General features: G+C 39.7%; 27 protein-coding genes. 12 read left to right on the top strand and 15 right to left on the bottom strand.

The features are described from left to right. Window positions 1-4: 4 nt before the first annotated feature. From DWA30_RS13190 to DWA30_RS05900, 7 genes are all read right to left on the bottom strand, one after another. Window positions 5-334, bottom strand: a complete 330-nt coding sequence (locus tag DWA30_RS13190; RefSeq protein WP_136073164.1) for a hypothetical protein — start codon at window positions 332-334, stop codon at window positions 5-7. Further along, complete coding sequence (locus DWA30_RS05875) at window positions 331-633, bottom strand: DUF6787 family protein (RefSeq protein WP_114491612.1); 303 nt, start codon at window positions 631-633, stop codon at window positions 331-333. The genes DWA30_RS13190 and DWA30_RS05875 overlap by 4 nt, the downstream gene beginning before the upstream one ends. Beyond that, window positions 630-1052, bottom strand: coding sequence for a DUF6146 family protein (locus DWA30_RS05880; RefSeq protein WP_114491613.1), 423 nt, complete (start codon window positions 1050-1052; stop codon window positions 630-632). Before DWA30_RS05880 ends, DWA30_RS05875 begins: the two co-directional genes overlap by 4 nt. Window positions 1053-1170: 118 nt before the next feature. Then, complete coding sequence (locus DWA30_RS05885) at window positions 1171-1803, bottom strand: DUF937 domain-containing protein (protein ID WP_114491614.1); 633 nt, start codon at window positions 1801-1803, stop codon at window positions 1171-1173. 37 nt (window positions 1804-1840) lie between these two features. Beyond that, window positions 1841-2797 (bottom strand): D-2-hydroxyacid dehydrogenase, encoded by a 957-nt coding sequence (locus tag DWA30_RS05890; protein WP_114491615.1) that lies wholly within the window; start codon window positions 2795-2797, stop codon window positions 1841-1843. Between the two features lie 46 nt (window positions 2798-2843). Then, window positions 2844-3911: a 3-phosphoserine/phosphohydroxythreonine transaminase gene (gene serC, locus DWA30_RS05895; RefSeq protein WP_114491616.1), complete on the bottom strand. Its 1068-nt coding sequence runs from the start codon at window positions 3909-3911 to the stop codon at window positions 2844-2846. Between the two features lie 68 nt (window positions 3912-3979). Next, complete coding sequence (locus tag DWA30_RS05900; protein WP_114491617.1) at window positions 3980-5047, bottom strand: acyl-CoA reductase; 1068 nt, start codon at window positions 5045-5047, stop codon at window positions 3980-3982. Window positions 5048-5110: 63 nt separating this feature from the next. Here DWA30_RS05900 and DWA30_RS05905 point away from each other — a divergent pair, with 63 nt between their 5' ends. Then, window positions 5111-5461, top strand: coding sequence for a 4Fe-4S dicluster domain-containing protein (locus DWA30_RS05905; RefSeq protein WP_114491618.1), 351 nt, complete (start codon window positions 5111-5113; stop codon window positions 5459-5461). Between the two features lie 71 nt (window positions 5462-5532). Here the strand turns inward: DWA30_RS05905 and DWA30_RS05910 are convergent, their stop codons facing one another. Beyond that, complete coding sequence (locus DWA30_RS05910) at window positions 5533-6069, bottom strand: hypothetical protein (protein ID WP_114491619.1); 537 nt, start codon at window positions 6067-6069, stop codon at window positions 5533-5535. A 212-nt stretch (window positions 6070-6281) separates the two neighbouring features. On the opposite strand from DWA30_RS05910, the gene DWA30_RS05915 reads away from it, so the two are divergent. Both DWA30_RS05915 and DWA30_RS05920 read left to right on the top strand, forming a co-directional pair. Beyond that, window positions 6282-7142 carry an alpha/beta hydrolase gene (locus tag DWA30_RS05915; protein WP_114491620.1) on the top strand — a complete coding sequence of 287 codons (861 nt, stop codon included), beginning with the start codon at window positions 6282-6284 and terminating at the stop codon, window positions 7140-7142. A gap of 2 nt (window positions 7143-7144) precedes the next feature. Continuing rightward, complete coding sequence (locus DWA30_RS05920; protein WP_114491621.1) at window positions 7145-7942, top strand: alpha/beta hydrolase; 798 nt, start codon at window positions 7145-7147, stop codon at window positions 7940-7942. A gap of 55 nt (window positions 7943-7997) precedes the next feature. Here the strand turns inward: DWA30_RS05920 and DWA30_RS05925 are convergent, their stop codons facing one another. Further along, window positions 7998-8471 (bottom strand): DUF5320 domain-containing protein, encoded by a 474-nt coding sequence (locus tag DWA30_RS05925; RefSeq protein ID WP_114491622.1) that lies wholly within the window; start codon window positions 8469-8471, stop codon window positions 7998-8000. A 223-nt stretch (window positions 8472-8694) separates the two neighbouring features. Between DWA30_RS05925 and ychF the strand changes: the two genes are divergently transcribed. Continuing rightward, the gene (gene ychF, locus DWA30_RS05930; RefSeq protein WP_114491623.1) at window positions 8695-9789 is read left to right on the top strand and encodes a redox-regulated ATPase YchF; all 1095 of its coding nucleotides are present in this window, start codon (window positions 8695-8697) and stop codon (window positions 9787-9789) included. 6 nt (window positions 9790-9795) lie between these two features. Here ychF and DWA30_RS05935 read toward each other — a convergent pair whose 3' ends face one another. After that, the gene (locus DWA30_RS05935) at window positions 9796-10617 is read right to left on the bottom strand and encodes a phosphatase PAP2 family protein (RefSeq protein WP_114491624.1); all 822 of its coding nucleotides are present in this window, start codon (window positions 10615-10617) and stop codon (window positions 9796-9798) included. A gap of 125 nt (window positions 10618-10742) precedes the next feature. Between DWA30_RS05935 and DWA30_RS05940 the strand changes: the two genes are divergently transcribed. From DWA30_RS05940 to DWA30_RS05960, 5 genes are all read left to right on the top strand, one after another. Next, window positions 10743-12158, top strand: coding sequence for a glycosyltransferase family 39 protein (locus DWA30_RS05940; protein ID WP_114491625.1), 1416 nt, complete (start codon window positions 10743-10745; stop codon window positions 12156-12158). A gap of 101 nt (window positions 12159-12259) precedes the next feature. After that, entirely contained in the window at window positions 12260-14113 is a 1854-nt protein-coding gene (locus DWA30_RS05945) for a DNA topoisomerase IV subunit B (protein WP_114491626.1), read from the top strand. Beyond that, complete coding sequence (locus DWA30_RS05950; RefSeq protein ID WP_114491627.1) at window positions 14110-16782, top strand: DNA gyrase/topoisomerase IV subunit A; 2673 nt, start codon at window positions 14110-14112, stop codon at window positions 16780-16782. Before DWA30_RS05945 ends, DWA30_RS05950 begins: the two co-directional genes overlap by 4 nt. A gap of 12 nt (window positions 16783-16794) precedes the next feature. Next, entirely contained in the window at window positions 16795-17232 is a 438-nt protein-coding gene (mscL, locus tag DWA30_RS05955) for a large-conductance mechanosensitive channel protein MscL (protein WP_114491628.1), read from the top strand. Between the two features lie 84 nt (window positions 17233-17316). Next, window positions 17317-19398 (top strand): response regulator, encoded by a 2082-nt coding sequence (locus tag DWA30_RS05960; protein ID WP_114491629.1) that lies wholly within the window; start codon window positions 17317-17319, stop codon window positions 19396-19398. Between the two features lie 69 nt (window positions 19399-19467). Here the strand turns inward: DWA30_RS05960 and DWA30_RS05965 are convergent, their stop codons facing one another. The 4 genes from DWA30_RS05965 to DWA30_RS05980 form a co-directional block, all read right to left on the bottom strand. Beyond that, window positions 19468-20154 carry a T9SS type A sorting domain-containing protein gene (locus DWA30_RS05965; protein ID WP_114491630.1) on the bottom strand — a complete coding sequence of 229 codons (687 nt, stop codon included), beginning with the start codon at window positions 20152-20154 and terminating at the stop codon, window positions 19468-19470. A 97-nt stretch (window positions 20155-20251) separates the two neighbouring features. Next, window positions 20252-21106, bottom strand: coding sequence for a TerC family protein (locus DWA30_RS05970; protein ID WP_114491631.1), 855 nt, complete (start codon window positions 21104-21106; stop codon window positions 20252-20254). Further along, complete coding sequence (locus DWA30_RS05975; RefSeq protein ID WP_114491632.1) at window positions 21106-21477, bottom strand: DNA topoisomerase IV; 372 nt, start codon at window positions 21475-21477, stop codon at window positions 21106-21108. The genes DWA30_RS05970 and DWA30_RS05975 overlap by 1 nt, the downstream gene beginning before the upstream one ends. Window positions 21478-21520: 43 nt before the next feature. Beyond that, entirely contained in the window at window positions 21521-21949 is a 429-nt protein-coding gene (locus DWA30_RS05980) for a helix-turn-helix domain-containing protein (protein ID WP_114491633.1), read from the bottom strand. A gap of 293 nt (window positions 21950-22242) precedes the next feature. Between DWA30_RS05980 and DWA30_RS05985 the strand changes: the two genes are divergently transcribed. The 3 genes from DWA30_RS05985 (at window position 22243) to DWA30_RS05995 (ending at window position 24672) form a co-directional block, all read left to right on the top strand. Beyond that, a complete protein-coding gene (locus DWA30_RS05985; protein WP_114491634.1) occupies window positions 22243-23391 on the top strand; it encodes a M14 family zinc carboxypeptidase in 1149 nt (382 codons plus the stop codon). Between the two features lie 49 nt (window positions 23392-23440). Further along, the gene (locus tag DWA30_RS05990) at window positions 23441-23923 is read left to right on the top strand and encodes an Lrp/AsnC family transcriptional regulator (protein WP_114491635.1); all 483 of its coding nucleotides are present in this window, start codon (window positions 23441-23443) and stop codon (window positions 23921-23923) included. A gap of 200 nt (window positions 23924-24123) precedes the next feature. Next, window positions 24124-24672, top strand: a complete 549-nt coding sequence (locus DWA30_RS05995) for a type 1 glutamine amidotransferase domain-containing protein (protein ID WP_114491636.1) — start codon at window positions 24124-24126, stop codon at window positions 24670-24672. Between the two features lie 48 nt (window positions 24673-24720). Here DWA30_RS05995 and DWA30_RS06000 read toward each other — a convergent pair whose 3' ends face one another. Further along, entirely contained in the window at window positions 24721-25011 is a 291-nt protein-coding gene (locus DWA30_RS06000; protein WP_114491637.1) for a hypothetical protein, read from the bottom strand. Window positions 25012-25047 lie beyond the last annotated feature (36 nt).

Consider the following 25047-nt stretch of genomic DNA (forward strand, 5'->3'; position numbering starts at 1 on the left):
TCTGCTAAGAGAGGGTAGCAGGTGGGCCACGAAGGGAATAAGAGTATAAAGTCTCGGTTTCTTTCCAATACGTGTAGAAAGTGGTTATAGTTAACGTTTTTATTGCTTCGGAAACAGTTTCCGAAGTCAACAACTCATAGGTAAAAGAGGAAAGATGGAAGCTACAAATCGAGCAGTCTAGTTGTTTTTCATGAAAATGAACCGAAACTTCCTTACACGGTTTGTGTTCGTGGCTGTCAAAAGTGTGTGCAAGTTGCACTGCCACAGGCAATAATAACGCTATCGATAAGAGTATCGATCCAATTAGGTGCGCTATTTTTTGCTGAAAAATCATTTAGGTAACAAGAAGCCAAGCTTCATGGCTCGGAGCATTTTTTTTTCAAAGTTCCAAAAAAATTCGAATTCACCAAAGAGCCACCCGAAAAAAACCAATAATACTTGGTAAATCGGAAATATGATCAAGATTCGAACCGGCCAATAAATATACCAACCCATTTCTTCAGTAATACCTACCACATCGGTTAGCGGACCGGCAAATTTAGCCGAGGTGCTTCCGGTAATGGCAAAAACTACAAAAACGACTGTAAGTTGCCAATTAGAAGTAAGGTTCCAACGTTGTTTTAATTTTTTCAATTTCTACCGCCTGGAAAGTTTTGATTGTACTCGTTCTGAAAATATACAAAGTAATTGTAGAGTAAATAATTCACTTCATACCCGTAATCCACAGTGGGGTCGTAATCGATTTCTTGTGGGTACAAACGATTGCTATATCGCTGAGGGTTTAGAGCACGCTGATTGTATTCTGTAACGAACACTCGGTTTTTTATTTCAAGATATTCTAAACCGTAATAACCTCGAGGCGGTTGAGTTACCAACCAAGCGGTAAATCCGGGCTCGAAGATCATGATCTCATACTCTAAACTGTCGTTCGCAATACGAATGGTGTCGTTTTCGGCCATTGCAGTTTCAGAATCCCCTTTCATAGCCGACTTGCTACTGTCGCAACTATAGATCATAAGTGCTACTGCAAAAATCGCTAATAAATACTTCATGATAGTCTTTTTATAAAGTTACTAAAATCGAAAGATTTTAACCTGGTATTTAACTGCCTTTAACAAAAAACGCTCCAAACAGTTGCAAAGGATAGCAATGCGCTTAATTTTTGTGCTATTAGTTTCCGAAGAGACCACCAAGCAATCCTCCTTTTTTCTTACTGCCTCCTAATACCATTCCTGCGATGTCGTCTACCACACTTCCGTCATTATCGCCGTCTAATAAAGACTCGATAAGACTTTGTTGTTTTTGCTGCGATCTTTTACCGCCTCCTAGCATACCGCCTAACAATCCTTCCAAACCGGAAGACGACTGCACGTTGTTCTGCCGTTTTTGTTTTCCCAAATAGCCTAAAATTATTGGTGCAACTACGGTTAAGATTTGCATGACCGAATCTGTATCCACTCCCGATTTTTTAGAAATGGCTCCTACCACATTGTTCTGAGAACCACCTAAAACATGTCCTAAGATCCCAAGACCATCTCGCTTTACATCTTCGTTCACACCGCCACTAAAAAGTCCGCCTAAGTTATCTAAAATACTACCATCATGCTTGTTTTCTAACGCATTCAATAATCCTGAGGCGCCTTCCGAAGAACTAACGTTGCGCTTCATTGCGCCCATTAGTAACGGCATGGCCATAGTTATTACCGAAGTTGCCTTATCGGTAGATTGATTTGTTTCTTGGCTCACACCTTGGATAAGTTGCTTGCCGGCATCGCTGTTTAAAAGATCTAATATTCCTGCCATAGTATTGTTTTATTTTAAAAAATATAAATGTAGCTGATTAGGCAGTTTTTAAGATATTTATAATTTGCTCTGCCAGTTCGGTTCCAATTCTATCTTGTGCTTCTTTGGTGGCTGCTCCAATGTGTGGGCTTAAGGAAACCTTTCCGTTCATAAGTACTTTAATGGCCGGTGAAGGCTCTTCTTCGAAGGTGTCTAAGGCTGCAAACGACAATTTACCAGATTCTAAAGCTTCTATGAGCGCTTTTTCATCGATCACCCCACCACGAGCGGCATTGATAATGGCAGCACCGTCTTTCATTTTTTCGATCTGCTCTTTCCCGATCACATAGTCTTTTTGTGCAGGTACGTGTAAGGTGATAAAGTCACTGTGCTTGATCAATTCCGAAACGGGCTCGGTCTTAATTTTAAGCGTGATCTGCTGTCCGTCATAAAAATCTAAGGTAATGTCGGCCTCTCCCACATAGCTGTCGCTAGCGATTACCTTCATACCGCAACCCAAGGCGATCTTGGCGACTTCACGACCAATGCGACCAAAGCCGATAATACCGAAGGTCTTTCCACGTAATTCTCTTCCTCCGGCATAGTTTTTCTTTAATTCTTTAAACTTGCTGTCACCGTCTAAGGGCATGTTGCGATTGGCATCGTACAAAAAGCGTACGCCACCAAACAAATGTGCGAAGACCAATTCGGCCACAGAAGAAGAGGAGGCTGCCGGTGTATTGATCACTTCCAATCCTTTTTCCTTGGCATACGCCACATCGATATTGTCCATTCCAACACCGCCTCTTCCTATCACTTTAAGGCTAGGGCAGGCATCTATTAGCTCTTTACGCACCTTAGTAGCACTGCGAACCAAGATCACATCTATTTGCTTCTCGTTAATATAGTTTTCGAGTTGTTCTTGAGCTACCTTGGTGGTAATTACTTCAAAACCTGCTGCCTCTAAAGCATCTATTCCACTGTCTGAGATTCCGTCGTTTGCTAATACTTTCATAGTTTGGTCCTATTTATAGACTTTTAAATTATACGCTGTTTTTTTGTTATGCTTTTCGTTCCAATTCCTGCATTACATCTACCAACACTTGTACACTGTCCAGTGAAAGGGCGTTGTACATAGATGCGCGATATCCACCTACGCTACGGTGACCGTTTAATCCGTTAATTCCGGCATCTTTCCACATTGCATCAAACCGTTCTATAAGGTTTGCTTCGGAAAGTGTAAAGGTCGCGTTCATCTTAGAACGATCTTCTTTGTTGGCTACGAACCCTTTAAATAACGGATTTCTATCAATTTCGTTATAAACAAGGGAAGCCTTTTCATTATTAATCTTTTCTATAGCTTGAATTCCACCCTGTTCCTTAAGCCACTCTAAAGTTAGCATAGAAACATAGACAGCGAAGACCGATGGTGTATTGAACATACTGTCTTTGACAATATGTACTTTATAATCGAGCATCGATGGAATAGCTCGCGATACCTTACCCAAGATCGATTCTTTCACAACGACTAAAGTGGTTCCCGCGGGTCCCATGTTTTTTTGAGCGCCTGCGTAGATGAGATCGAACTTTGAAAAGTCCAACTGACGTGAAAATATATCGCTACTCATATCACACACCAAGGGGGAATCGGTCTCTGGGAACTGATTTAATTGGGTTCCAAAGATGGTGTTGTTACTGGTGCAATGAAAATAATCAACATCACTGGGAACGTTGTAATTTTTTGGTATATAGTTGAAATTTTGGTCTTTAGATGAAGCTACTTCAATAACCTCTCCAAATAACTTTGCTTCTTTTATGGCTTTTGTTGACCAGGTACCCGTATTTAGATAGGCAGCTCTGTGTTCAAGTAGATTATAAGCGACCATTAGGAATTCGAGACTGGCACCTCCTTGTAGGAATAATGCCTGATAGCCTTTATTTTCAAGTCCTAAGTGTTCTAGAGCTAATGCTCTCGCACGTTCCATTACATGTACAAATGGTTTGCTGCGGTGAGATATTTCGACCAACGATAGATCGAGGTCTTCAAAATTCAACACGGCTTTACTCGCTTTTTTAAGAACCGATTGTGGGAGTATACAAGGTCCCGCGCTAAAATTATGTTTTTTCATGGTGGTAGTGCTTTTCAGAATGCAAAGATTAAAAATCTCACCTACTTTTCCGTTAAATTACTGCTAACTTATTCTGTAAGTTTCAACAAGAACGCAACGGTGTCAACTCCATCGGCGTATTCCCATAACTGAGGAGTTTGCGCTTTTCCGAAGGGAATCTCATTTGGAATACCCGCTTCGGAAACCACTGCTTGTATGTTTTCACTTTCCATTTCCAAGGTTCTGCGAATGTCTGTTAAACTTGAATAGTGTTCATAAAACACCACCGATATTGGTGAAGAGAAGTTAGGATCTTCTTTTAGCAACATAAACTCATTGTCTAATAATGCGAGCTTGCTCATGAGATACACCGCTTTATTATAATCGTAATTGTTAATGTACTTGTTGTTGTTTATTAGGTCTTTCCAAGTGAACATCGCCTTAAAAAATGCTTCAAAAGTATATCCAATTGGGACATAAAGTTTGGAAACATTTCTGCACCCCAATCCGAAGTACCTAAAGATATCGTCTGCGAGGGCTTCTAATTGTTGTTGGGTTTCATTACCGGTTAATACAGCTACCGAGTTTCTGTTCTTTCGAATGATATTGGGATACTTTCCGAAGTAATAGTCAAAATAACGCGCTGTATTTGAACTGCCAGTGGCAATAACGGCGTCAAAACCATCTAATCGTTCATCGGTAAATGTTATATAGTCGGAAAAGTCGGGTGCTACGGCCTGTAAATAATTGGCTAAGTACGGTAGTAATTGGTTGTCGTTGGAAGACAGTTTGGCCAAAACCTTGTTCCCGGTAATTAGCACACTTAAAAAATCATGAAAGCCCACCAGAGGAATATTACCTGCCATGACGATCGCGATGGTCTTTGGTCGTGTTGGTTGGGGGATACTGTAGTTAGAGAGCCACGTATGTATATTTTCTTCGGAAAGAGCCTCGTACCAACTTTTGCATGCGAACTGCAGATTGGTGTCTGTAAACCAACCATTGTGATTTTTGGCGGTAGTAAGTCGCGTGAGCATACCTTCGAAAAACATATCGTTTTTTGGAATACCAGTTGCTTTGGTTGGATTTGGGGTGGAGAATTGCCCAATAAATCTTCCTAGTGCTACAAATGCGTTAATTCTTTGTTGTAATTCCATATACTTATTTGGAGTTGCCCCTTATAGGCATTAAATTTGCGCAAAGTTAGAAAAAGAAAAGCTATGGCAATTATAATAACAGATGAATGTATCAATTGCGGCGCCTGCGAACCAGAATGTCCTAATACGGCCATTTATGAAGGTGCTGACGATTGGCGGTATGCTGACGGAACAGATTTAGAAGGAAATGTTGTGCTCCCTAACGGAAAGGAAGTAGATGCCAATGAAACGCAAGAACCCGTAAGTGATGAGATCTATTACATCGTCCCCGATAAATGTACAGAGTGCAAAGGCTTTCACGAAGAGCCACAATGTGCTGCTGTATGTCCGGTAGACTGTTGTGTCCCGGACGAAGATAATGTGGAAAGTGATGAAGTGCTTCTAGGAAAACAAGCCTTTATGCATCATGATTAAAAAAAATGCTACCCTAAATATCTGAAAAAGAAATAAAGGGTAGCATTGTCAGTGTTTATTATCTAATAAGATTATTTCATCTTATCTTTCATCATCTTCTTTTTGGTGTCCTCGTCTATATTAAGTTTATAAACATAGTTCATAACACCATCACCGTCGGGATCATAACTTTCGATTACGAAGTCTCCGTCCTCATTAAAATATCCAAAAGCGTTGTTTCCGTTTTCAGAATAGATATAATATCCTTTTTGGGAGGTTGGAAAAACTCTTGCGAACTTTTTGTTATTGGTCTTGGTGTTCACAATATAGTAACCTTGATCTTGAGGAACGAATCTATACATAACACCATCGTTGTAATAATCAACGTCGGTACTTGTATTTACCGGTCGCATAACTGTGTTAAAATTATGAGTACCATCGAAGTTGTTCAAGGCTAGTTTCTGACTTCTAGTTTTGGTAACCTCTTTTGTACTTACCTCAACACCGTCGCTATCTTCCACAGCGGTTTTTACTACAGTAGTAGTGGTTTTCTTATTTTTGTTCTTAGTCTCCTGTGCATACGTTGTAGTGAACGCTGCAAGTGCAAGGACTATCATTAACTTTTTCATAATATTATAGTTTTGTGTTGTTAAATTTATATCTCAAATGTACACAACAGCCGTGTTAAAAAGAGATAAAGCCCCTATAAGACTTTGCTAAAATACTGGTACTGAGAGTGCATAATCATAAAAAGTCTTAAATCAGTACCCTATAGCGAATCCCGGAAAGCGAAACTAACACTCCATTACTCGCTAATTCCTAATTTTCGTACTTTAGTACAATGCCTAATTGGTTATATATTGTCCTTATAGTACTGGCGGTTTATATCGTTATAAGCATTTTATTGTATTATTTTCAAGATTATTTCCTGTTTAAACCGGAACGTCTTCCGAAGGAATTCAAATTCTATTACGACAACCAAGTGGTGGAAGAATACAATTTGGAAACACGAGATGGAGCGGTAATCAACGGACTTCATTTTAGAACCAAACGACCTAAAGGAGTAGTCTTATACTTAAAAGGAAACTCTAAGAGCATTAAAGGGTGGGGCAAGTTTGCGGTAGATTTTACTCGGCATAGTTACGACGTGATCATGGTCGATTACAGAGGCTTCGGAAAGAGTATCGGTAAACGATCGCAAAAAGCCATTAAACACGATCTTCAGTATGTATATAATAAGATACGCGAGCGCGTACCCGAGAAATTTATAATATTATACGGTCGATCGTTAGGGTCTGGGTTTGCGACTAAGCTTGCTTCTATGAATCACCCTAAAATGTTGATCCTCGATGCACCTTATTACAGTCTGGCCAAGGTAACGGGACGTTATATGCCTTTTATGCCCTTATCGATCATCTTAAAGTATCCAATGCCCACCTACAAGTGGTTAAAATATGTAAATTGTCCTATTCATATAATTCACGGCACCGATGACAAGTTGATCCCGTTCAAAAGCAGCGTAAAACTTTCAGAAATAAAACCAAAACAAACACGCTTATACCCTATAATTGGTGGGGGACATAAAAATATGAATACATTCGAGTCGTACCATAAAGCGCTAACCGAGATCATTATTGGGGAAGAGCGAGAGATCGATCTTTCTACCACTAGCATTGGAGTGAAGCATTCCTATAAAAAATAAGAATGAGATATTTTAGAAAGTCAATTCTATGGCTAAGCGTAATACTATTATTAATTCTAGGACTTGTTTACAGTATGCAAGAAAAACTAATCTTTTTACCTACCAAGCTTGAAACAAATTATACGTATCAATTCGAACACCCTTTTGAAGAACTTTTTGTTACCACAGACGATGGCGCAACCTTAAATGCGCTTCATTTTAAAGTGGAAGCACCCAAAGGCGCTATTTTATATTTCCACGGAAACGCAGGCGATTTATCAAGGTGGGGGAGTATTGTGTCCTATTTCTTACAATACGATTATGAAGTGTTGGTGATGGATTATAGGAACTACGGAAAAAGTACCGGTTCAATTTCAGAGCAGGCCTTATATCAAGATGCAATCCAATTCTACGATTTGTTGAACGAACAGTATACTGAAGATGAAATAATTGTCTATGGGCGATCTTTGGGAACCACGTTTGCCACCTATGTGGCCTCGCAAAACAATCCGCAACAATTAATACTCGAAACGCCTTTTTATAACTTGACCCACGTTGCAAAGCAACGATTTCCAATACTGCCAATTAAGTTCTTATTGCGGTATTCATTTCCAACCAACCGGTTTATGACCAACGTTTCTTGTCCTGTAACGATAATTCATGGCACCGATGATTCGGTGGTAGCCTATAATTCGGGAAAAAAACTAGCCGAGGAAATTCCCGAAACACAACGAAACTTTATAACCGTCCCGGGTGCCGATCATAACAACTTGATCGATTTTGAAGCTTATCACAAGGCGATCTCCAAGCTTCTTAAATAAAAAAAGTCCGTCCCCAATGATTTGGAAACGGACTGTAACAGTAATTTTTTAGTGATTACTGATCCTTTTTCAATTTAGCCATTCCTTTAGGACGACTTTCTAACGCCTTTCTTCTGGCCTCTAATTCGGCTTGCATCTGCTTCTTTTTCTCTTCTAGCAGTTGTTTCTCTTTTTCAGCTTTCGCTTTTTGGGCTTGAATAGAAGCTTCTAAGGCTTGCTGTTGCTTCTTTTTTTGCGCGATCATAAGCTGTTTGTTCGTCAAATCTTGCGATTCGGCATCAACCACTACTTCAACATCATCTGTTTTTTTAGTGATCACCGTTGCTTCTTGATCTTCTTTTTCGGTGCCCGCTACGGTAACAATACCTTTTTCTTTTGCGGTTTCTTTAATTACCTTGGTTTTAATGGTAGTGTCTTTAGCTACCACCTTCTTTATTACGGTCTTTTCATTTCTCTCTGTGTTTTCCTGTGCGGTTGTAGTCACGGCACACAGTAGAAAGGCTGCAATTAAACTTACTATAGTTTTCATAATGGTGTTTTTTACAATTAATGCTATGGTAAACCTACGCCAAGATCTGTTAAATAAACGTCAATTTACCCCCAAAGTTTTCCTATTTTTTTTCTGAAAAAAGGGCGTTAAAAATCATAGCTATTATTACGGGTAAACTGTATATTTGCACCCGCAATTAATCGTATGCACGTAACGCATTATTGTAGTTAGAAATGAGCGTACGGTTGTTAAGATATACTTTATGAAAGCAGGAATTGTTGGCTTGCCAAACGTAGGAAAATCTACACTTTTTAATTGTTTGTCGAATGCCAAAGCACAAAGCGCAAACTTTCCGTTTTGCACCATAGAACCTAATATTGGAGTAGTAAATGTTCCCGACCACCGTCTGGTTAAACTGGAAGAGTTGGTCGATCCCGAGCGGGTTTTGCCAGCAACGGTAGAGATCGTAGATATTGCCGGATTGGTAAAAGGGGCTAGTAAAGGTGAGGGCTTAGGTAATCAATTCCTCGGAAACATACGCGAAACCGATGCCATATTACACGTATTGCGTTGTTTCGAAGACGACAATATCGTGCATGTAGACGGAAGTGTAGACCCTGTGAGAGACAAGGAAACAATCGACATTGAGTTGCAACTGAAGGATCTAGACACTACCGAAAAGAAACTCGAAAAAGTCAAGAGAGCTGCTCGCACCGGAAATAAAGAAGCGATGAAGGAAGAAGCTGCGTTACAAAAAGTAAAAGCAGGTCTTGAAGCAGGAATTTCTGTTCGTGCCATCGATCTTTCCGAAGCAGAAAGAGAAGAGTATATTAACCAAATGCAATACATTACCGATAAACCGGTAATGTACATTTGTAATGTAGATGAAAATTCGGCGGCAACCGGCAACGAATATGTCGAGCAGGTTAAAAAAGCGGTTGCGAACGAAAATGCCGAAGTACTTATCTTGGCAGTTGGCACCGAAGCTGATATCACAGAACTAGAAACCTTTGAGGAACGTCAAATGTTCTTAGAAGACCTTGGTCTAGAAGAACCGGGATCGGCAAAACTCATTAGAGGTGCGTATAATTTACTCAACTTACAAACCTATTTTACTGCGGGTAAGAAAGAAGTGCGCGCATGGACGATTCCAGTTGGTGCAACCGCTCCTCAAGCAGCGGGCGTAATTCATACCGATTTTGAAAAAGGCTTTATTCGAGCAGAGGTCATCAAGTATGATGATTTTGTATCCTTCGGAAGCGAAGCCAAAGTTAGAGAGGCCGGAAAATTAGGTGTGGAAGGCAAAGAGTACATCGTGCAAGATGGTGATGTAATGCACTTCCGCTTCAATGTCTAGTTGTTATTAAAAGGAATAACGCAGTGCCATGCCACGGTACTCGTCTCCAGTAAAACTAATTCCTGCACTAGGGTAAACATCGAGGCTTGTATTTCTTGTTTTATGCAATTCAGGAACAAAGTATCCCGTTACGGCTCCTAATCCGTACCCTAAAAGAACATCGGTCAAAAAGTGCTGTCCTGCTTCAATTCTAAAATAACCCACCGCTGCTGGTAATACCGCAGCTCCTGTCCAGATCCATGCCTTTCCGTTGGCATCGGGATTAAAATCACTAAAAACTTTAGCAGTGAAAAAGGTAGCTGTGGCTGTGGCTGCAACATGTCCGGAATAAAAGGACCGCTGTGCATTGTTGCGCAATCGCCTATCCAGCGGGACATCTTCACTGTATACATAAGGTCGTGACCTATTTACCAGCCCTGCTGTAATGGAAAACATTCCTGCCGTAGTCGCTAAGCTTTCAATGTACATTCCTACAATTTGCCCTGTATGATCGTTTGTTTCATCGTCGAATAAAAGCACTATTGGAGCTGCAAAGGAAGCCGCAAAAGGGATGTCACTAATCATATTGGCATTTTCGCTATCGTTTCCTACTGCCCATCTATCGAGAAAATTAATATTGTCTTGATTGGCTATTTCCATCGCTAATTTTTCTTCGGAAATATCATCTTTATTTTGAATGAGTAGTAATCCTCCGGCACTGGCACCAAGACTAACTCCGGTCCAAATACCATCTCGAACCCAGTCCCATTCATAAGGTGACTGGCTTTTTTGAGCGTTAGAAGAAATAAATAGTAAAAGTAGTAGGGTGGTTACAATTGTGTGTCTCATATCGTAAATATAGTAGAATGTTATTCTCGTCAATTTTGGTTTAACATTTCCTTAATTCAATTTTATTGGTTCTTTTGGATTATAAAATTCGGGGAGAAACTTTATCTTCGGGCCAAATTGAGTGCATGAATCGAACAGATTATACACGAATTGCTTTTGTCTCCAGTATTCTAATACTAGCGTTTTTCTTTCTGAAAGATGTGCCTTTTTTTTGGGACGGACAAAGTAAAGCGACCAGAGCGTATTGGTTCTATTCACACGATTTTTCACAATGGGTTTTGCCCACAACACACAACTCTGGGCATCCACCATTATGGCCAATTAGCATTGCACTCTCGTGGAAACTTTTTGGAGTAGCATTATGGCCACCACGAATATTGCTATTGCTCATAAATATTGGGGTATTCTTCCAGTTGTACTTACTCGTTAAAAGATCGTTTGTAGCACAAGTGCCAATGTTGCTATTCTTTTTGATCTGTATCGAGCCTACCTTAGTAGCGCAAACCACTAGTTTGAACAACGATATGCTATTGTTGTTTTTCGCTCTCCTAGGTATAAATTCGTTGTTGCGATACAACTGGACATGGTATAGTTTGGCGTTAACCGGTTTATTATTGACCAATTTACGGGGAATCTATTTTGTAGCTGCATTTGCATTGCTACATTTCATATTGGTACGAAAGGACTACATCGAAGGAGGCAGGAAATTGTTGTGGGCCTACCTTATCGGCCTTAGTTGTTTCGCAATATTCTTAACCTATCAATACCAAACCCTTGGATGGGTTTTACTCACACCAAACGAATCGTATGCCGACCACAGAGATACGACTTCCCTTTTCAATGTTTTAAAAAATGCTGCCGCCTATGGGAAAAGCATGTTGGAATTTGGACGATTCGCAGTGTGGATTCCGTTGGTGTTGTTGTTGGCAGCTTTTTTCCGAAGTAAAAAAAGAATGAGTTCACAATCTGCAATAGTGTTTGTTGCACTTCTCGCATTTTGTCTAGTGTTCTTTTTTGGTATGGTGCCATTTAGCAACCCAATTGCACCGCGCTATTTTACCATCTGTTATTTATTATCCGGTATTTTGCTGATCAATGTACTGTTCGAAGCTAATCTTCGTCCGTTGATTCGAAAGATAAGCCTATGGACAGTAGGGATTGCTTTTATTTCTGGGCATTTTTGGATATATCCGCCGAGCATCGCTCAAGGCTGGGACAGTACTTTGGCTCATTTGTTTTACTTTAAACAAGAGGAGCAGATGTTACGCTACCTCGAAGAAGCGCAATTGTCGGTCGCCGATATTGGCTCTAATGTACAGATACGTACGAGTGATCTATTCTTTACAAAACCGGATACAGATTACGATGTGCCGTTCGCGCCTTTAGACCTTGAAGCAAATACCTATGTACTGTTCTCGAATATCGAAAATAGAACCGGTGACGAGGCAATTCAAACATTACAAGAAAACTGGATTCCGGTGAAGAAGTTTTCTCGATTTGGTGTGTTCTTAACCTTGTATAAGAATCCGGCGACCCCATAACTTTCTTAACAATAGATGCACATTTATTGTTAATTACTTTATGAAGATGTGGTTTTGATTTTTATACCGAAATTTTATATTGCGTAGTCACACCTACAGCTATGTCAGAAACGAAATATACCGAAGAAAACATACGTTCTCTCGATTGGAAAGAACACATTCGTATGCGTCCCGGGATGTATATCGGGAAATTAGGAGATGGCTCATCGCCAGATGATGGGATCTATATCCTTCTCAAAGAGGTGATCGATAACTGTATCGACGAATTTGTAATGGGCTCCGGTAAGACCATCGAAGTTCGAATTAAAGAAAAAGAGGTTAGAGTGCGCGATTATGGTCGTGGGATTCCATTAGGGAAAGTGGTTGATGTAGTCTCTAAAATGAATACCGGCGGTAAGTACGATTCGCGTGCCTTCAAAAAGTCGGTTGGCTTGAATGGGGTTGGTACCAAGGCAGTAAATGCGCTCTCGGCTTATTTTAAAGTAGAATCGGTTCGTGACAATCAAATAAAGACTGCCGAATTCGAATTGGGGGAGTTGAAAAATGATGCCGACACCGAATCAACCAGTAAACGCAAAGGGACTAAGGTTAGCTTTATACCCGATGAGTCTATCTTTAAGAATTTTAAGTTTAGAACGGAGTACGTAGAGCGAATGCTTAAGAATTACGTCTATTTGAATCCGGGATTGACGATCGATTTTAATGGGACCAAGTTCTATTCTGAAAATGGATTAAAGGATCTTTTACAAGAAAATATTTCCGAAGAAGATATGCTTTATCCCATCATACATTTGAGAGGAGATGATATTGAGGTTGCCATTACCCATAGTCGTACCCAGTACAGCGAAGAGTATCACAGCTTTGTGAATGGACAAAACACTACCCAAGGTGGAACTCATTTAGCTGCTTTTCGTGAAGCACTCGTAAAAACGGTGCGGGAGTTCTACGGAAAGAATTACGATGCGAGCGATGTGCGTAAATCGATCGTCGCTGCTATAAGCATTAAAGTGATGGAACCTGTTTTTGAAAGTCAGACAAAAACAAAACTCGGTTCTACCGATATGGGCGGTGATCTTCCTACTGTACGGACCTTTATAAACGATTTTGTTAAAAGACAATTAGACAACTACTTACATAAGAACCCGGAAACTGCTGAAAAAATTCAGAAGAAGATCGTTCAAGCCGAGCGTGAACGAAAGGAACTAAGCGGCATTCGCAAATTAGCGCGTGATCGAGCCAAGAAAGCGAGTCTGCATAATAAAAAACTACGCGATTGCCGGGTGCATTTAGGCGATACCAAGAAGGAAGGGAATCTAGATTCAACCTTGTTCATTACTGAGGGGGACTCGGCGAGTGGAAGTATCACTAAAAGTCGCGATGTGAATACACAAGCGGTCTTTAGCTTAAAAGGAAAGCCTTTGAACAGCTACGGGCTTTCGAAGAAGATCGTGTACGAGAATGAAGAATTCAATTTGTTGCAGGCGGCGTTAAATATCGAAGACTCTATGGAGGATTTACGATATAATAATATTGTGATCGCTACCGATGCCGATGTAGATGGGATGCACATTCGATTGTTATTGATCACTTTTTTTCTTCAGTTCTTCCCGGAACTTATAAAGGAAGGCCATCTATACATTCTACAAACACCGTTGTTTAGAGTTCGAAATAAGAAGGAAACGATTTATTGCTATTCCGAAGAAGAGCGAGTCGCTGCTATTGAAAAACTAAAACCAAAACCAGAAATTACTCGATTTAAGGGGTTGGGTGAAATATCTCCGGATGAATTTGTACACTTTATAGGCGAAGATATTCGCTTAGACCCTGTGATGTTGGATAAAGCTATGAGTATTGATGAATTATTAAAATTCTACATGGGGAAAAATACACCCGACAGACAAGAATTTATCATTGAAAACCTAAAAGTTGAATTGGACAAAGTAGAAGACGCATGAGCGAAGACCTTAATCCGAACGAAGAAGAGCAACAAAAGGGACCGGATTATCTTGGCGAAGACGAAGATACCTCTGGAGACACCATAACCAAGGTCACGGGTATGTACCGTGATTGGTTCTTAGATTATGCCAGTTATGTGATACTGGAACGGGCTGTACCTGCTATCGAAGATGGTTTTAAACCTGTACAGCGGCGCATCATGCATAGTATGAAAGACCTGGACGATGGGCGGTATAATAAAGTCGCGAACATCGTTGGACATACCATGCAGTATCATCCCCATGGGGACGCGAGTATCGCCGACGCAATGGTTCAGATTGGTCAAAAAGATCTGTTAATCGATACGCAAGGAAACTGGGGTAATATACTTACAGGCGATAGAGCGGCGGCTTCTCGATATATCGAAGCCCGACTTTCAAAATTTGCCTTAGACGTAGTCTATAATCCAAAAATAACCGGATGGCAAGCCTCCTATGATGGTAGAAAGAAGGAGCCGATCAATCTTCCGGTAATGTTCCCCTTATTATTGGCGCAAGGGGCAGAGGGTATTGCTGTAGGTCTTTCTACAAAGATACTTCCGCATAATTTTTTGGAACTGATCGATTCTTCCATTAAACATTTACAAGGTAAGCGCTTTACCTTATATCCCGATTTTCCAACCGGAGGCATTATTGATATTAGCAATTATAATGATGGTCTACGCGGCGGAAAAATTCGTAGTAGGGCACGTATCAATCAGCATGATAAAAATACGCTGGTGATTAACGAAATTCCATTTGGAACAACGACCAGTTCGTTGATCGATTCTATACTGAAGGCGAACGACAAAGGAAAGATCAAGATCAAAAAGATCGAGGATAATACTGCTGCCGAGGTAGAAATCTTGGTGCATATTCCCAGTGGTATTTCGCCTGATAAAACTATAGATGCCTTATATGCATTTACGGCTTGCGAAACTTCCATTTCTCCTCTAGGTTGTGTGATCGAGGATAATAAGCCACTCTTTATTGGAGTTACGGAAATGCTAAAACGATCTACCGATCGTACCGTAGAATTATTAAAAAGTGAACTTGAGATCCAATTGGAAGAGTTGGAAGCACAATGGCACTTTTCTTCCTTAGAACGTATTTTTATTGAAAACCGTATTTACCGTGATATAGAAGAGGAGGAGACTTGGGATGGAGTGATTGCGGCCATCGATAAAGGATTAAAACCCCATACCAAGCACTTAAAAAGAGCAGTGACCGAAGAGGACATCGTTCGGCTTACCGAAATACGAATAAAACGTATCTCTAAATTTGACATTGACAAAGCCCAGCAGAAAATTGCTTCCTTAGAAGACGAGATTGCCAAGGTAAAGCACAACCTTGAAAACTTGATCGACTATGCGATTGCCTATTTTAAAAGGCTAAAGAAAGACTACGGAGAAGGAAAGGAGCGTAAGTCTGAGATTCGTGTTTTCGATGATATTGAAGCTACCAAGGTCGTTATTCGCAATACCAAGCTATATGTAAATAGGGAAGAAGGCTTTGTGGGAACGAGCTTGCGCAAAGATGAATACGTAACAGATTGCAGCGATATCGACAACATAATCGTCTTTACCAACGAAGGTAAAATGATGGTATCGAAAGTGGATTCCAAGACCTTTGTTGGGAAAGGAATTATTCATGTGGCTGTTTTTAAGAAGAAGGATAAGCGTACCATTTATAATATGATCTATCGAGATGGTACAAAAGGGGCTACTTATGTGAAGCGGTTTGCAGTGACTTCGGTTACTCGTGATAAAGAATATGACCTCACACAAGGCACGAAAGGCAGTAAAGTACTATATTTTACAGCCAACCCCAACGGTGAGGCTGAGGTCGTAACTGTTTTATTGCGACAAACAGGTAGTATTAAGAAATTAAAGTTTGATCTTGATTTTGCAGATCAGTTGGTGAAGGGGAGAGGCTCTAAGGGAAATATAGTAACCAAATATTCAGTAAAACGAATTGAACTTAAGGAAAAAGGACTCTCCACTCTCAAGCCTCGTAAAATATGGTTTGATGAAACCGTACAGCGACTCAATGTTGATGCTCGAGGAGAGTTATTGGGCGAGTTTACTAGCGAAGACCGCATCTTAATCGTTAATCAGCGAGCGATGGTAAAAACAGTGATACCAGAGCTCACCTTGCGGTTCGATGATGATATGATCGTATTAGAAAAATGGGAGCCCAAGAAACCATTGTCAGCGATCTATTGGGAAGGAGAAAAAGAATTATATTATGTAAAACGTTTTCTTATTGAAAATCCCGATAAGGAAGAACTAATTATTACCGAGCATCCAAAATCGTATTTAGAACGAATATTTACCGATCACAGGCCTGTGGCCGAAGTAGTATTTGTAAAGGAACGCGGTAAGGAGCGTAAGGACAATGAAGAAATTAGCTTGGAAGATTTTATCGCGGTAAAAGGAATTACAGCCATGGGAAATCAGCTTACCAAAGATAAAGTATTGGAGATCAATGAGCTTTCAGCTTTACCTTATGAGGCTCCGGAACAAGTATCTGCCGAAGATATGGATGTTGTAGATGAGGAGGATGTTGCTTCGGAAGAGGGTGCTTCCGAAGATAATACAACAAATAATGAGTCGTCGAAAGGTGATGGTGAACAAACCATGCTCTTTTAAGAAACATTAGTTATGGCCGGATTTTTACAAGAGTTCAAAAATTTTGCGATCAAAGGGAATATGATCGATATGGCGGTGGGTATTATAATCGGGACCGCTTTCAACAACGTGGTAAATACGTTGGTAAAGAAAATTGTGATGCCGCCCCTTTCATTGCTTACCAATGGTGTAAATCTTGCCAATAAAAAGCACATATTGCGCAAGGCTACAGATACTTCCGAAGAAATTGCAATTGGTTATGGCGAACTCTTAGAGGTGTTGATCGATTTTACGGTTATTGCCTTTACCATATTTGTTGTTATAAAATTTATGAATCGATTTAAGAAGAAGGCAGAAGACCCTAAAAACAAGGAGGTCGAAACTCCAAAGAACATAGAACTGCTTTCAAATATTGAACGATTAATGGCAGAACAGAACAGTCTTCTTGGCAAAAGGCTTGGAAAAAAATGATATTCACTTGATTTGTAGGAATTATCGTATATATTTGTAAGCCCTAAACTCTTAACCTAAGCGGTTTATTACCGCAATTATTACATGCTACACGCAGTCCCCAAAAAGAACTATTGGATCTCCTCTGCCGTACTTCTATTTGTATTGGTTATAAGTATTGTCTTATACTACAAAGCCAACCAAAAATTAGCCGAAGAATACGAAGACCAGGTGCATACCGTGGGCTCGTTAGCACTTACCGAATTTGAACGAACCGTTCGAAATAACATAAAATCCTTAGAACATTTACGCGATCGTATCGAAGAGAGTGATGGTGCGTTCATGAACTATTTTGAGTCGGATGCCAATCGGATCATAGCAAAACATTCTGCCTTAAAATTTATAGAATGGATCGATAAGGACGGTATTATTCAACGTATTACACCTTTAGAAGGCAATACAGAGGCGCTTTTTCTAGATATTAAAAAAATTGGCTACCGATATGACGAATGGATCACGAATAGTTTAAATGACAAGACCAATATTACACCTTGGGTGGCACTTACTCAAAAAGGGGAGGCTTTTTTAATCGATATTCCCATATTTGTGGAAGGTGAGTTCTACGGCACGGTTACCGCCGGTATGGACTTTAAGAAACAATTTAACGCCATTAGTGAGTCGCTACAGGATCATGCAATCTTAATTCGCGACGAGACCGGCGCTCCGTTTTACGGATTTAATAATCCGAAACCATCTGAGTTTCCTGATGATCGCATCTTTAGTAGTCAGCTTAGACCCATCTCTAATTTAGGCGAGTCCTGGGATTTTCAGTTGTTATATAGTGATAACGCGCTGTATAAGGAGCGAAACTTTATTCAAAAAGCAGCCTTGATCTTTGGTTTGGTGTTATCGGTTATCACGAGTTTACTTGTGTTCTTTTTCCTAAAATCAAGACATGACGCCCTAGTGCAGGAAACCAACAATACTAGGTTAAGCAAATTGAACCAAGAGCTCATTCAACAAAAAAAAGCAGCGCAATTGGCGTCTTCGGCTAAATCAGATTTCTTATCGAACATGAGCCATGAGATTAGAACACCGCTAAACGCAATTCTTGGTTTTACCGACATCTTACAAACTAAGAACTTACTTAAGAAGGAACGATTGTACTTGAACTTGATGCGAAACTCGGCACAAACCTTATTAGGGCTCGTAAATGATATCCTCGATATTGATAAGATCGAATCGGGTAAGATGGAAATTAGAAGCGAAACCTTTAAACCTTCCGACCGCCTTCAAAAAGTCCTCACTACCTATTATCCACAACTCAAGGAGCAAGGTCTGGAGCTGCATTCTAATATTTCGGTCTCTTCCAAAATATCGGTCAAAGGGGATGCTTCCAAGTTCGATCAGATCGCAACCAACCTAATTACCAACGCTATAAAATTCACACCTAGTGGTTCTATTACGATCGATTACAACGAGACTGTTATAGATAAAAAGGTTCATATTACCTATACGGTAAAGGATACCGGCGTGGGGATTCCGAAGCAAAAATTAGACAATATTTTTGAACGCTTTATCCAACTAGAGAACGGTACACGTAAAAAGCACGAAGGAGGAGGATTGGGATTATCGATCACTCGTGAGCTGGTCGGATTGTTAAATGGAACTATAGATGTTGAAAGTGAGTTACACCTAGGAACATCCTTTACAGTTTCGCTTCCTTTTGAAGTATCGGAGGCAGCAGCAGAACCCATACCCAAAAAGATCCAAAAAAATCTGTCGCATATCAGTTGTCTTATCGTAGACGATAACCGTATCAATAGAATGATTTTATACAATATTCTATTGCAAACCGGTATAAAAAGCGAAAGTGTTTCGAGTGGAGTAGAGGCGCTGGAAAAAGTCAAGCAGCGATCGTATGACGTTGTGTTTATGGACATCCACATGCCGGAGATGGACGGCTTTGAAACTGCGACTCATATCTTGCAATTACAAGAGGATGTGGCCATTATTGGACTCTCTGCAGATGTTACGGTAGAGGCGGTTCGTCGAGGCAAATTGAGCGGAATGGTAGATTATTTAACCAAGCCTATAAATAAGACCGAACTTTTTGCTGCATTACAACGACTCACATTGGAAAAATCGGTGCTTCAAGAAGCAGAAGCAGAGGCTAGACAGGAATAAGGACCAATTACAAATTGTCGTTGAACCTCTTTACGAATTAAAGGATGTTGCTTCAGTTTTTTGATTCACTTATCTTTTACTGAATTGCTTTATCTGCCTTTTTCCTTCGGAACGGATTTCGATAAAATACAAGCCAGTAGGAAAATCGGAAACATCGATATGATCGACATTCCCTTCCGAAGAAAATAAACGACTTCCTAACATAGTATAGACAGTTACCGAAGAAATAGGAGTGCCTAGTGCATTTATTTGCAATACTTCGCTGGTCGGATTAGGAAATACCGTAAAGACCGTTTCGGCAGTGTCATTAACCCCTAAAAAAGGCGTTTTTTGAAACTCCATTCCGAAACCGGGGCCAAATTCCATTAACAGAAAATCTCCAAAATAGAAGATATATAAGAATTCTTCATAGTGGTCATTGAAATGGTTAAAGTAAGAGGTTTCAAAATTAGTATAATCTTCATTATTACAGTCGTTCGTAGTAGGTGTAAAGACTTCGTGAACATAATACTCCATGGTTTCATCGTACACAAATGTTCCGGTAAACGTATTGCAAGCCGCAATCCCTTCAAAGGTAAAATCATCATTGATTGTAATTGTGGGATTTTGAGGTGCGTCTTCATTGGTGATCGGTACTGCCGGTACGAGATCGGCAGTAAACGCACGTAAATACCAGGTTCCTACAATTTCCGGATCTTGGGCCACTGATCGGAATATGGTACCTATAACAAGGCACAAAAACAAAAACTTCTTCATGGTAGCTACGATTTGATCTATAATAAAGATAGTCAATTCTCTGTAATTGATGTAAGCACAGTTTCCGAAGCAATAATATCACTTCCAAAGGTAGCTATTACGAACTGCTTGGTTTGCCCAACACCTCTTCTTCCTCATCTTCATCCGGCAGCTGTGACACGATATCGCTGGTCTTCTGACGGTATTTCATATTAATGAATTCGATAAACAACGAGAAAGCTATGGTAAAGTAGAGGTATCCCTTCGGAATAACACCCACTTCGCTTCCAAATACCGATAAGTGCGATAAATGCGCGCCTTCGGCAATAAGCATAAACCCAATTAAGATCAAGAATGCGAGTCCGAGCAGTTGCACCGTAGGATGTTCATTTACGAATCGACCTACCGGATTTGCGAATACCATCATGATAATTACAGAAACCACCACAGCAATGATCATAATGATCAAGGCATCGTTGGGGTTTTCGCTAATACCGTTGGTCATCCCCACTGCCGTAAGAATGGAATCGAATGAAAAAACGATATTGATCAAACATATCTGAATGATCGCCTTCGTAAGGGTCGTAGCACGTCCTTTTTTAACTTCGCGCTCATCATGCCCTTTGTCCTCCACTTTTTCATGAATTTCACTGGTGCTTTTGTACAATAAGAACAGGCCACCAAGCAATAAGATTAGGCCTTGGCCGCTAATTCCCGCTTTAAGCCACGGCAGATTAATATGCCAAAACGGCGCTTCCATGGCCACCAACCAGGAAATTCCGAAGAGCAAGATAATACGAATACCCATTGCCATAACAAGGCCGATGTTCGTAGCTCTTTTTTGATGTTCTTTTTTTAGTTTCCCGGCAGCCAGCGAAATGAATATAATGTTGTCGATCCCGAGAACGATCTCGAGAAAGGTTAAGGTAAGCAGTGCTACCAGTGCATCGGGCGAAGTTAAGATATCGAACATTAGTTAATTTTTTTGGCGGTTCCTTTTTGTTTTTGCGAAGCTCCTACCACCTTATATTCGAACGTATAGGTGTCACCTTCAGTCTTAAGAATCTTCATATGGATGGCCTTCTCTTCTTCTTTATTCTTCGGATTCAGTTGTTTTACGATGTATTCGCAATCGTTGATCCATCGAACCGATGATGTGTCGGCCTTTCCTCGAAAATAATCAATTTCTATAGAATCGTTTCGAACAAATGTGGTTTTCAATAGCTCGGTTCCAACAAGTGTCTCGAATTCAAAAGTACCCGTTTTAAATGCTTCGCAATTACGCTCAACGTTATAGCAGCTTGTACAGAACAGACATAGTAGGAATAGGAAAAGAAATCGCATTGTAGAGTTTTACGCGAATTTCTGAAAATTTTAGCAAATCCACTTACTTTTCGTAGGCTTTAAAGCTACCATCGGTATAAAAAATTACAATACGCTCTATTTTATTTGTTGCAGCCGAAATATCTTTTTTTTCTTCGGAAGGGGACTTCGGAAGTGATTGTGGTATTTCTGAAGCGATCGTAGTGTTTTTTTTGGGAGCCGGCACCGTTGTTTCCGAGCGTGAAATTTCTAAAGAGGTTTCTTGCTGAGCAGGGAAGGTCCCTTTTCCATTTAGCAACCAATACAATTCTACTTCCGGAAATTCCTGAACAACTTTCATCACAAATTCTAAACTCGGTTTATTTCTACCCGACAAGATGTGTGAAATAGTGGACCTGTTAAAATCGATTTGCTCTGAAAATGCAGTGGCCGAAATACTGTAATATTCGAGTATTTTTTCAAGCCTTTTTGCAAAATCAGCGCTGTTTACCATTGTAGTAGTGGTCTTTCTTTAAAAACGATTACAAATGTAAATTATTATAGCTTCCGAAGCAATTAATTATAACATATCACCTATTTTAAATTAAATTAAAACATTAAGTAAAATATTATAAAAGACTGAAAATAAGCTATCAATGTATTTAATATGAGTTCTTGTTAATTTTTGTTGCCAACGATAGACATAAATTGTCAGTTTGTGTTTACAAGTGTATACAATAGACCTTATTTTATTGTTTACAATTGTAAACAAGTAGATGTTTACCTTTGTCAACACACAATTAAAATATGAATATTAGTACGTGGTATAAACAACATTATGAGTCCAGGATCAAAGGGCGATATGTAACACTAGAACAGCTGCAACCTATTTTCGAATCCTACTCCTCTAACGTAGAAATTTCGACCGTAGGAACTTCAGAAAAAGGGATATCAATACCGATGTTAAAAATTGGTAAGGGAAAAAAGGTTGTTTTAGCGTGGTCCCAAATGCACGGAAACGAATCGACTACCACAAAAGCAGTGCTCGATCTTTTGCTATTTTTAGATCAGGACGAATATTTTACTTCCGAAGTAAAGCACTTTTTAAAGAGCTATACCTTTTATGTACTTCCAATTCTTAATCCCGATGGCGCTATTCGCTATACACGGCTAAATGCGAACGACGTAGATCTAAACAGGGATGCCAAATCACGTAATCAACAAGAAAGCAAGGTGCTTTACGACGTATTCAACAACGTAGAGCCCGATCTTTGCCTTAATTTACACGATCAACGTACTATTTATGGATTGCCTACCGGATTGCCCGCGACGGTTTCATTCTTAGCACCATCGGCCGACCCGTCACGTAGTTTAACCGCTGCTCGTAAAAAGGCGATGAGGCATATAGAGCGGATGAATGCGGCGCTGCAACAAATTATTCCTGGTCAAGTAGGTCGATATGATGACTCTTTTAATGAAAACTGTGTGGGTGATCATTTTCAGCAAGCCGGCGTACCAACTATTTTATTTGAAGCAGGGCATTATCCAAACGATTATGATCGTGAAAAGACAAGAGAATTCATATTCTATGCGTTTCTAGCACTTTTTAAAATGGACAACCTCATAGGTACATCGGGTGCACATATGGAGTATTTTAACATCCCTGAGAATCAGGCGAACTGGAAAGACATTATTATTAGAGAGGTACGTCCGCCGGGCCATCAAGCCGTGATGTCTATAGCGATTCAGTATGCCGAAGAGCTTCAAGACGACGCTATTAACTTCGTACCTCGTATCGATTTAATTGGTAATCTGGATGCATTTAAGGGACATGTTGAAATTCAGGGACATGGGGCTACTATTTTATTAAATTCTCAAGAAAATATCGCTGTTGGTACAGAAGTGTTATCGATTAGTGATAAAAACAACCCATCTATTACTTTTTTTTCAGCATAATAGTTTCCTATACCAATAAAACACATTATTTTTGCTGAAAAACTCCTTAATGGCAAAATTTAAGTTAGACGATACCGATCATAATATTCTAGACATGTTGATCGAGAACACGAGAACGCCTTTTACCGATATAGCTAAGAAACTTCAAATATCTGCTGGAACCGTGCACGTACGTGTAAAAAAGATGGAGGAAGCAGGAATTATTACAGGCTCTTCCTTGCGATTAGACTACCAAAAACTTGGGTACTCCTTTATTGCATATGTTGGTATTTTTTTACATAAAACTTCACAAACGCAATTTGTTTTAGAACGTATAAATGAAATACCCTATATTACGGTAGCACATGTAACGACCGGCAAGTTCAATATCTTTTGTAAGATACGGGCTAGAAATACCAGTCATGCGAAAGAGATCATATATTTGATTGATGATATAGAAGGTGTAACCCGTACTGAAACCATGATCTCACTTGAAGAAAGTATAAATGATAAGAAACGGTTAATGCATTCGATCTTTAAAGACATTGATTAAGGGTTATTTATCCTTTTAAAATTAATAAAACCCGATGTTTTGTAACAGCGGGTTTTTTTTATACGCAAACGTAAAATTAGCTTTCCATAACCTTAACATAGTTTAATAAAACATTAATACCGAAACTTTGGTATGGCCTGTCTTTACTGGTATATTAGTAATAGTAAAAATTAATAATAACTATAAAGAAAGAACGAATTATGGATAAGAGAATAGCAATATTAGCAACAAACGGATTTGAAGAATCTGAATTAAAATCTCCAAAAGAAGCCATGGAGGCCGAAGGATTTAAAGTAGATATCGTGAGCGAAGAAAGCGGAACGATCAAAGCTTGGGCCGATGGAAACTGGAGCAATGAATATACCGTAGATAAAACCTTAGATCAAGTAAATTCTAAGCAGTACAATGCATTAGTATTACCCGGTGGTGTAATTAACCCGGATAAGTTGCGTAGAAATGAAGACGCATTAGTCTTTGTACGCGATTTCTTTAAAGAGAAAAAGCCAGTAGCAGCTATCTGTCACGCACCATGGACCTTGATCTCTGCCGATGTAGTAAAAGGAAGAAAAATGACCTCATTCAACTCTATTAAAGACGATCTGGTAAATGCCGGAGCTAATTGGGTGGATGAAGAGGTTGTAGTCGATGAAGGATTTGTAACTAGTAGAAATCCGGACGATCTTCCAGCATTTAATTCTAAATTGGTCGAAGAGATCAAAGAAGGTAAGCATGAATTACAACATGCCTAATAACTAGTAACTATTAACAAAAAAGAGGCGATAAATCGCCTCTTTTTTTTATTCCTCTTCGTCTAATTTTTTATCCGGTAATTCTGAAATTGGCTCGTTGAAGTCATTATCGTCATAATCCTCTTCATCAAAATTTGCCATCGAGTTTTCGAGTTTAGAACTTACCTTCACGAGGTAGATGGTATCATCGGTACGAACTTCTACCGCTTCGACGGTCTCATTCTTTGCATTTTTAAATACGATCACATGGTCATCGTCATATCCGTCGGGATATTTCTCTACCAAAAGCGACAGTATTTCGGGAGTAAGCTTCTTAAAATCGACTATAATTCGTTTCATCTTGTAATTGATTGTTGATGGTTTGTCGGGTTTAAA

Source organism: Candidatus Ulvibacter alkanivorans, assembly GCF_003333325.1.
Lineage (GTDB): Bacteria > Bacteroidota > Bacteroidia > Flavobacteriales > Flavobacteriaceae > Ulvibacter_A > Ulvibacter_A alkanivorans.

Coding starts and splice junctions, on each gene's coding strand:
- DWA30_RS13190 (WP_136073164.1), bottom strand. CDS start 334: ATGATTTTTCAGCAAAAAATAGCGCACCTAATTGGATCGATACTCTTA.
- DWA30_RS05880 (WP_114491613.1), bottom strand. CDS start 1,052: ATGAAGTATTTATTAGCGATTTTTGCAGTAGCACTTATGATCTATAGT.
- DWA30_RS05885 (WP_114491614.1), bottom strand. CDS start 1,803: ATGGCAGGAATATTAGATCTTTTAAACAGCGATGCCGGCAAGCAACTT.
- DWA30_RS05890 (WP_114491615.1), bottom strand. CDS start 2,797: ATGAAAGTATTAGCAAACGACGGAATCTCAGACAGTGGAATAGATGCT.
- serC (WP_114491616.1), bottom strand. CDS start 3,911: ATGAAAAAACATAATTTTAGCGCGGGACCTTGTATACTCCCACAATCG.
- DWA30_RS05900 (WP_114491617.1), bottom strand. CDS start 5,047: ATGGAATTACAACAAAGAATTAACGCATTTGTAGCACTAGGAAGATTT.
- DWA30_RS05905 (WP_114491618.1), top strand. CDS start 5,111: ATGGCAATTATAATAACAGATGAATGTATCAATTGCGGCGCCTGCGAA.
- DWA30_RS05910 (WP_114491619.1), bottom strand. CDS start 6,069: ATGAAAAAGTTAATGATAGTCCTTGCACTTGCAGCGTTCACTACAACG.
- DWA30_RS05915 (WP_114491620.1), top strand. CDS start 6,282: ATGCCTAATTGGTTATATATTGTCCTTATAGTACTGGCGGTTTATATC.
- DWA30_RS05920 (WP_114491621.1), top strand. CDS start 7,145: ATGAGATATTTTAGAAAGTCAATTCTATGGCTAAGCGTAATACTATTA.
- DWA30_RS05925 (WP_114491622.1), bottom strand. CDS start 8,471: ATGAAAACTATAGTAAGTTTAATTGCAGCCTTTCTACTGTGTGCCGTG.
- ychF (WP_114491623.1), top strand. CDS start 8,695: ATGAAAGCAGGAATTGTTGGCTTGCCAAACGTAGGAAAATCTACACTT.
- DWA30_RS05935 (WP_114491624.1), bottom strand. CDS start 10,617: ATGAGACACACAATTGTAACCACCCTACTACTTTTACTATTTATTTCT.
- DWA30_RS05940 (WP_114491625.1), top strand. CDS start 10,743: ATGAATCGAACAGATTATACACGAATTGCTTTTGTCTCCAGTATTCTA.
- DWA30_RS05945 (WP_114491626.1), top strand. CDS start 12,260: ATGTCAGAAACGAAATATACCGAAGAAAACATACGTTCTCTCGATTGG.
- DWA30_RS05950 (WP_114491627.1), top strand. CDS start 14,110: ATGAGCGAAGACCTTAATCCGAACGAAGAAGAGCAACAAAAGGGACCG.
- mscL (WP_114491628.1), top strand. CDS start 16,795: ATGGCCGGATTTTTACAAGAGTTCAAAAATTTTGCGATCAAAGGGAAT.
- DWA30_RS05960 (WP_114491629.1), top strand. CDS start 17,317: ATGCTACACGCAGTCCCCAAAAAGAACTATTGGATCTCCTCTGCCGTA.
- DWA30_RS05965 (WP_114491630.1), bottom strand. CDS start 20,154: ATGAAGAAGTTTTTGTTTTTGTGCCTTGTTATAGGTACCATATTCCGA.
- DWA30_RS05970 (WP_114491631.1), bottom strand. CDS start 21,106: ATGTTCGATATCTTAACTTCGCCCGATGCACTGGTAGCACTGCTTACC.
- DWA30_RS05975 (WP_114491632.1), bottom strand. CDS start 21,477: ATGCGATTTCTTTTCCTATTCCTACTATGTCTGTTCTGTACAAGCTGC.
- DWA30_RS05980 (WP_114491633.1), bottom strand. CDS start 21,949: ATGGTAAACAGCGCTGATTTTGCAAAAAGGCTTGAAAAAATACTCGAA.
- DWA30_RS05985 (WP_114491634.1), top strand. CDS start 22,243: ATGAATATTAGTACGTGGTATAAACAACATTATGAGTCCAGGATCAAA.
- DWA30_RS05990 (WP_114491635.1), top strand. CDS start 23,441: ATGGCAAAATTTAAGTTAGACGATACCGATCATAATATTCTAGACATG.
- DWA30_RS05995 (WP_114491636.1), top strand. CDS start 24,124: ATGGATAAGAGAATAGCAATATTAGCAACAAACGGATTTGAAGAATCT.
- DWA30_RS06000 (WP_114491637.1), bottom strand. CDS start 25,011: ATGAAACGAATTATAGTCGATTTTAAGAAGCTTACTCCCGAAATACTG.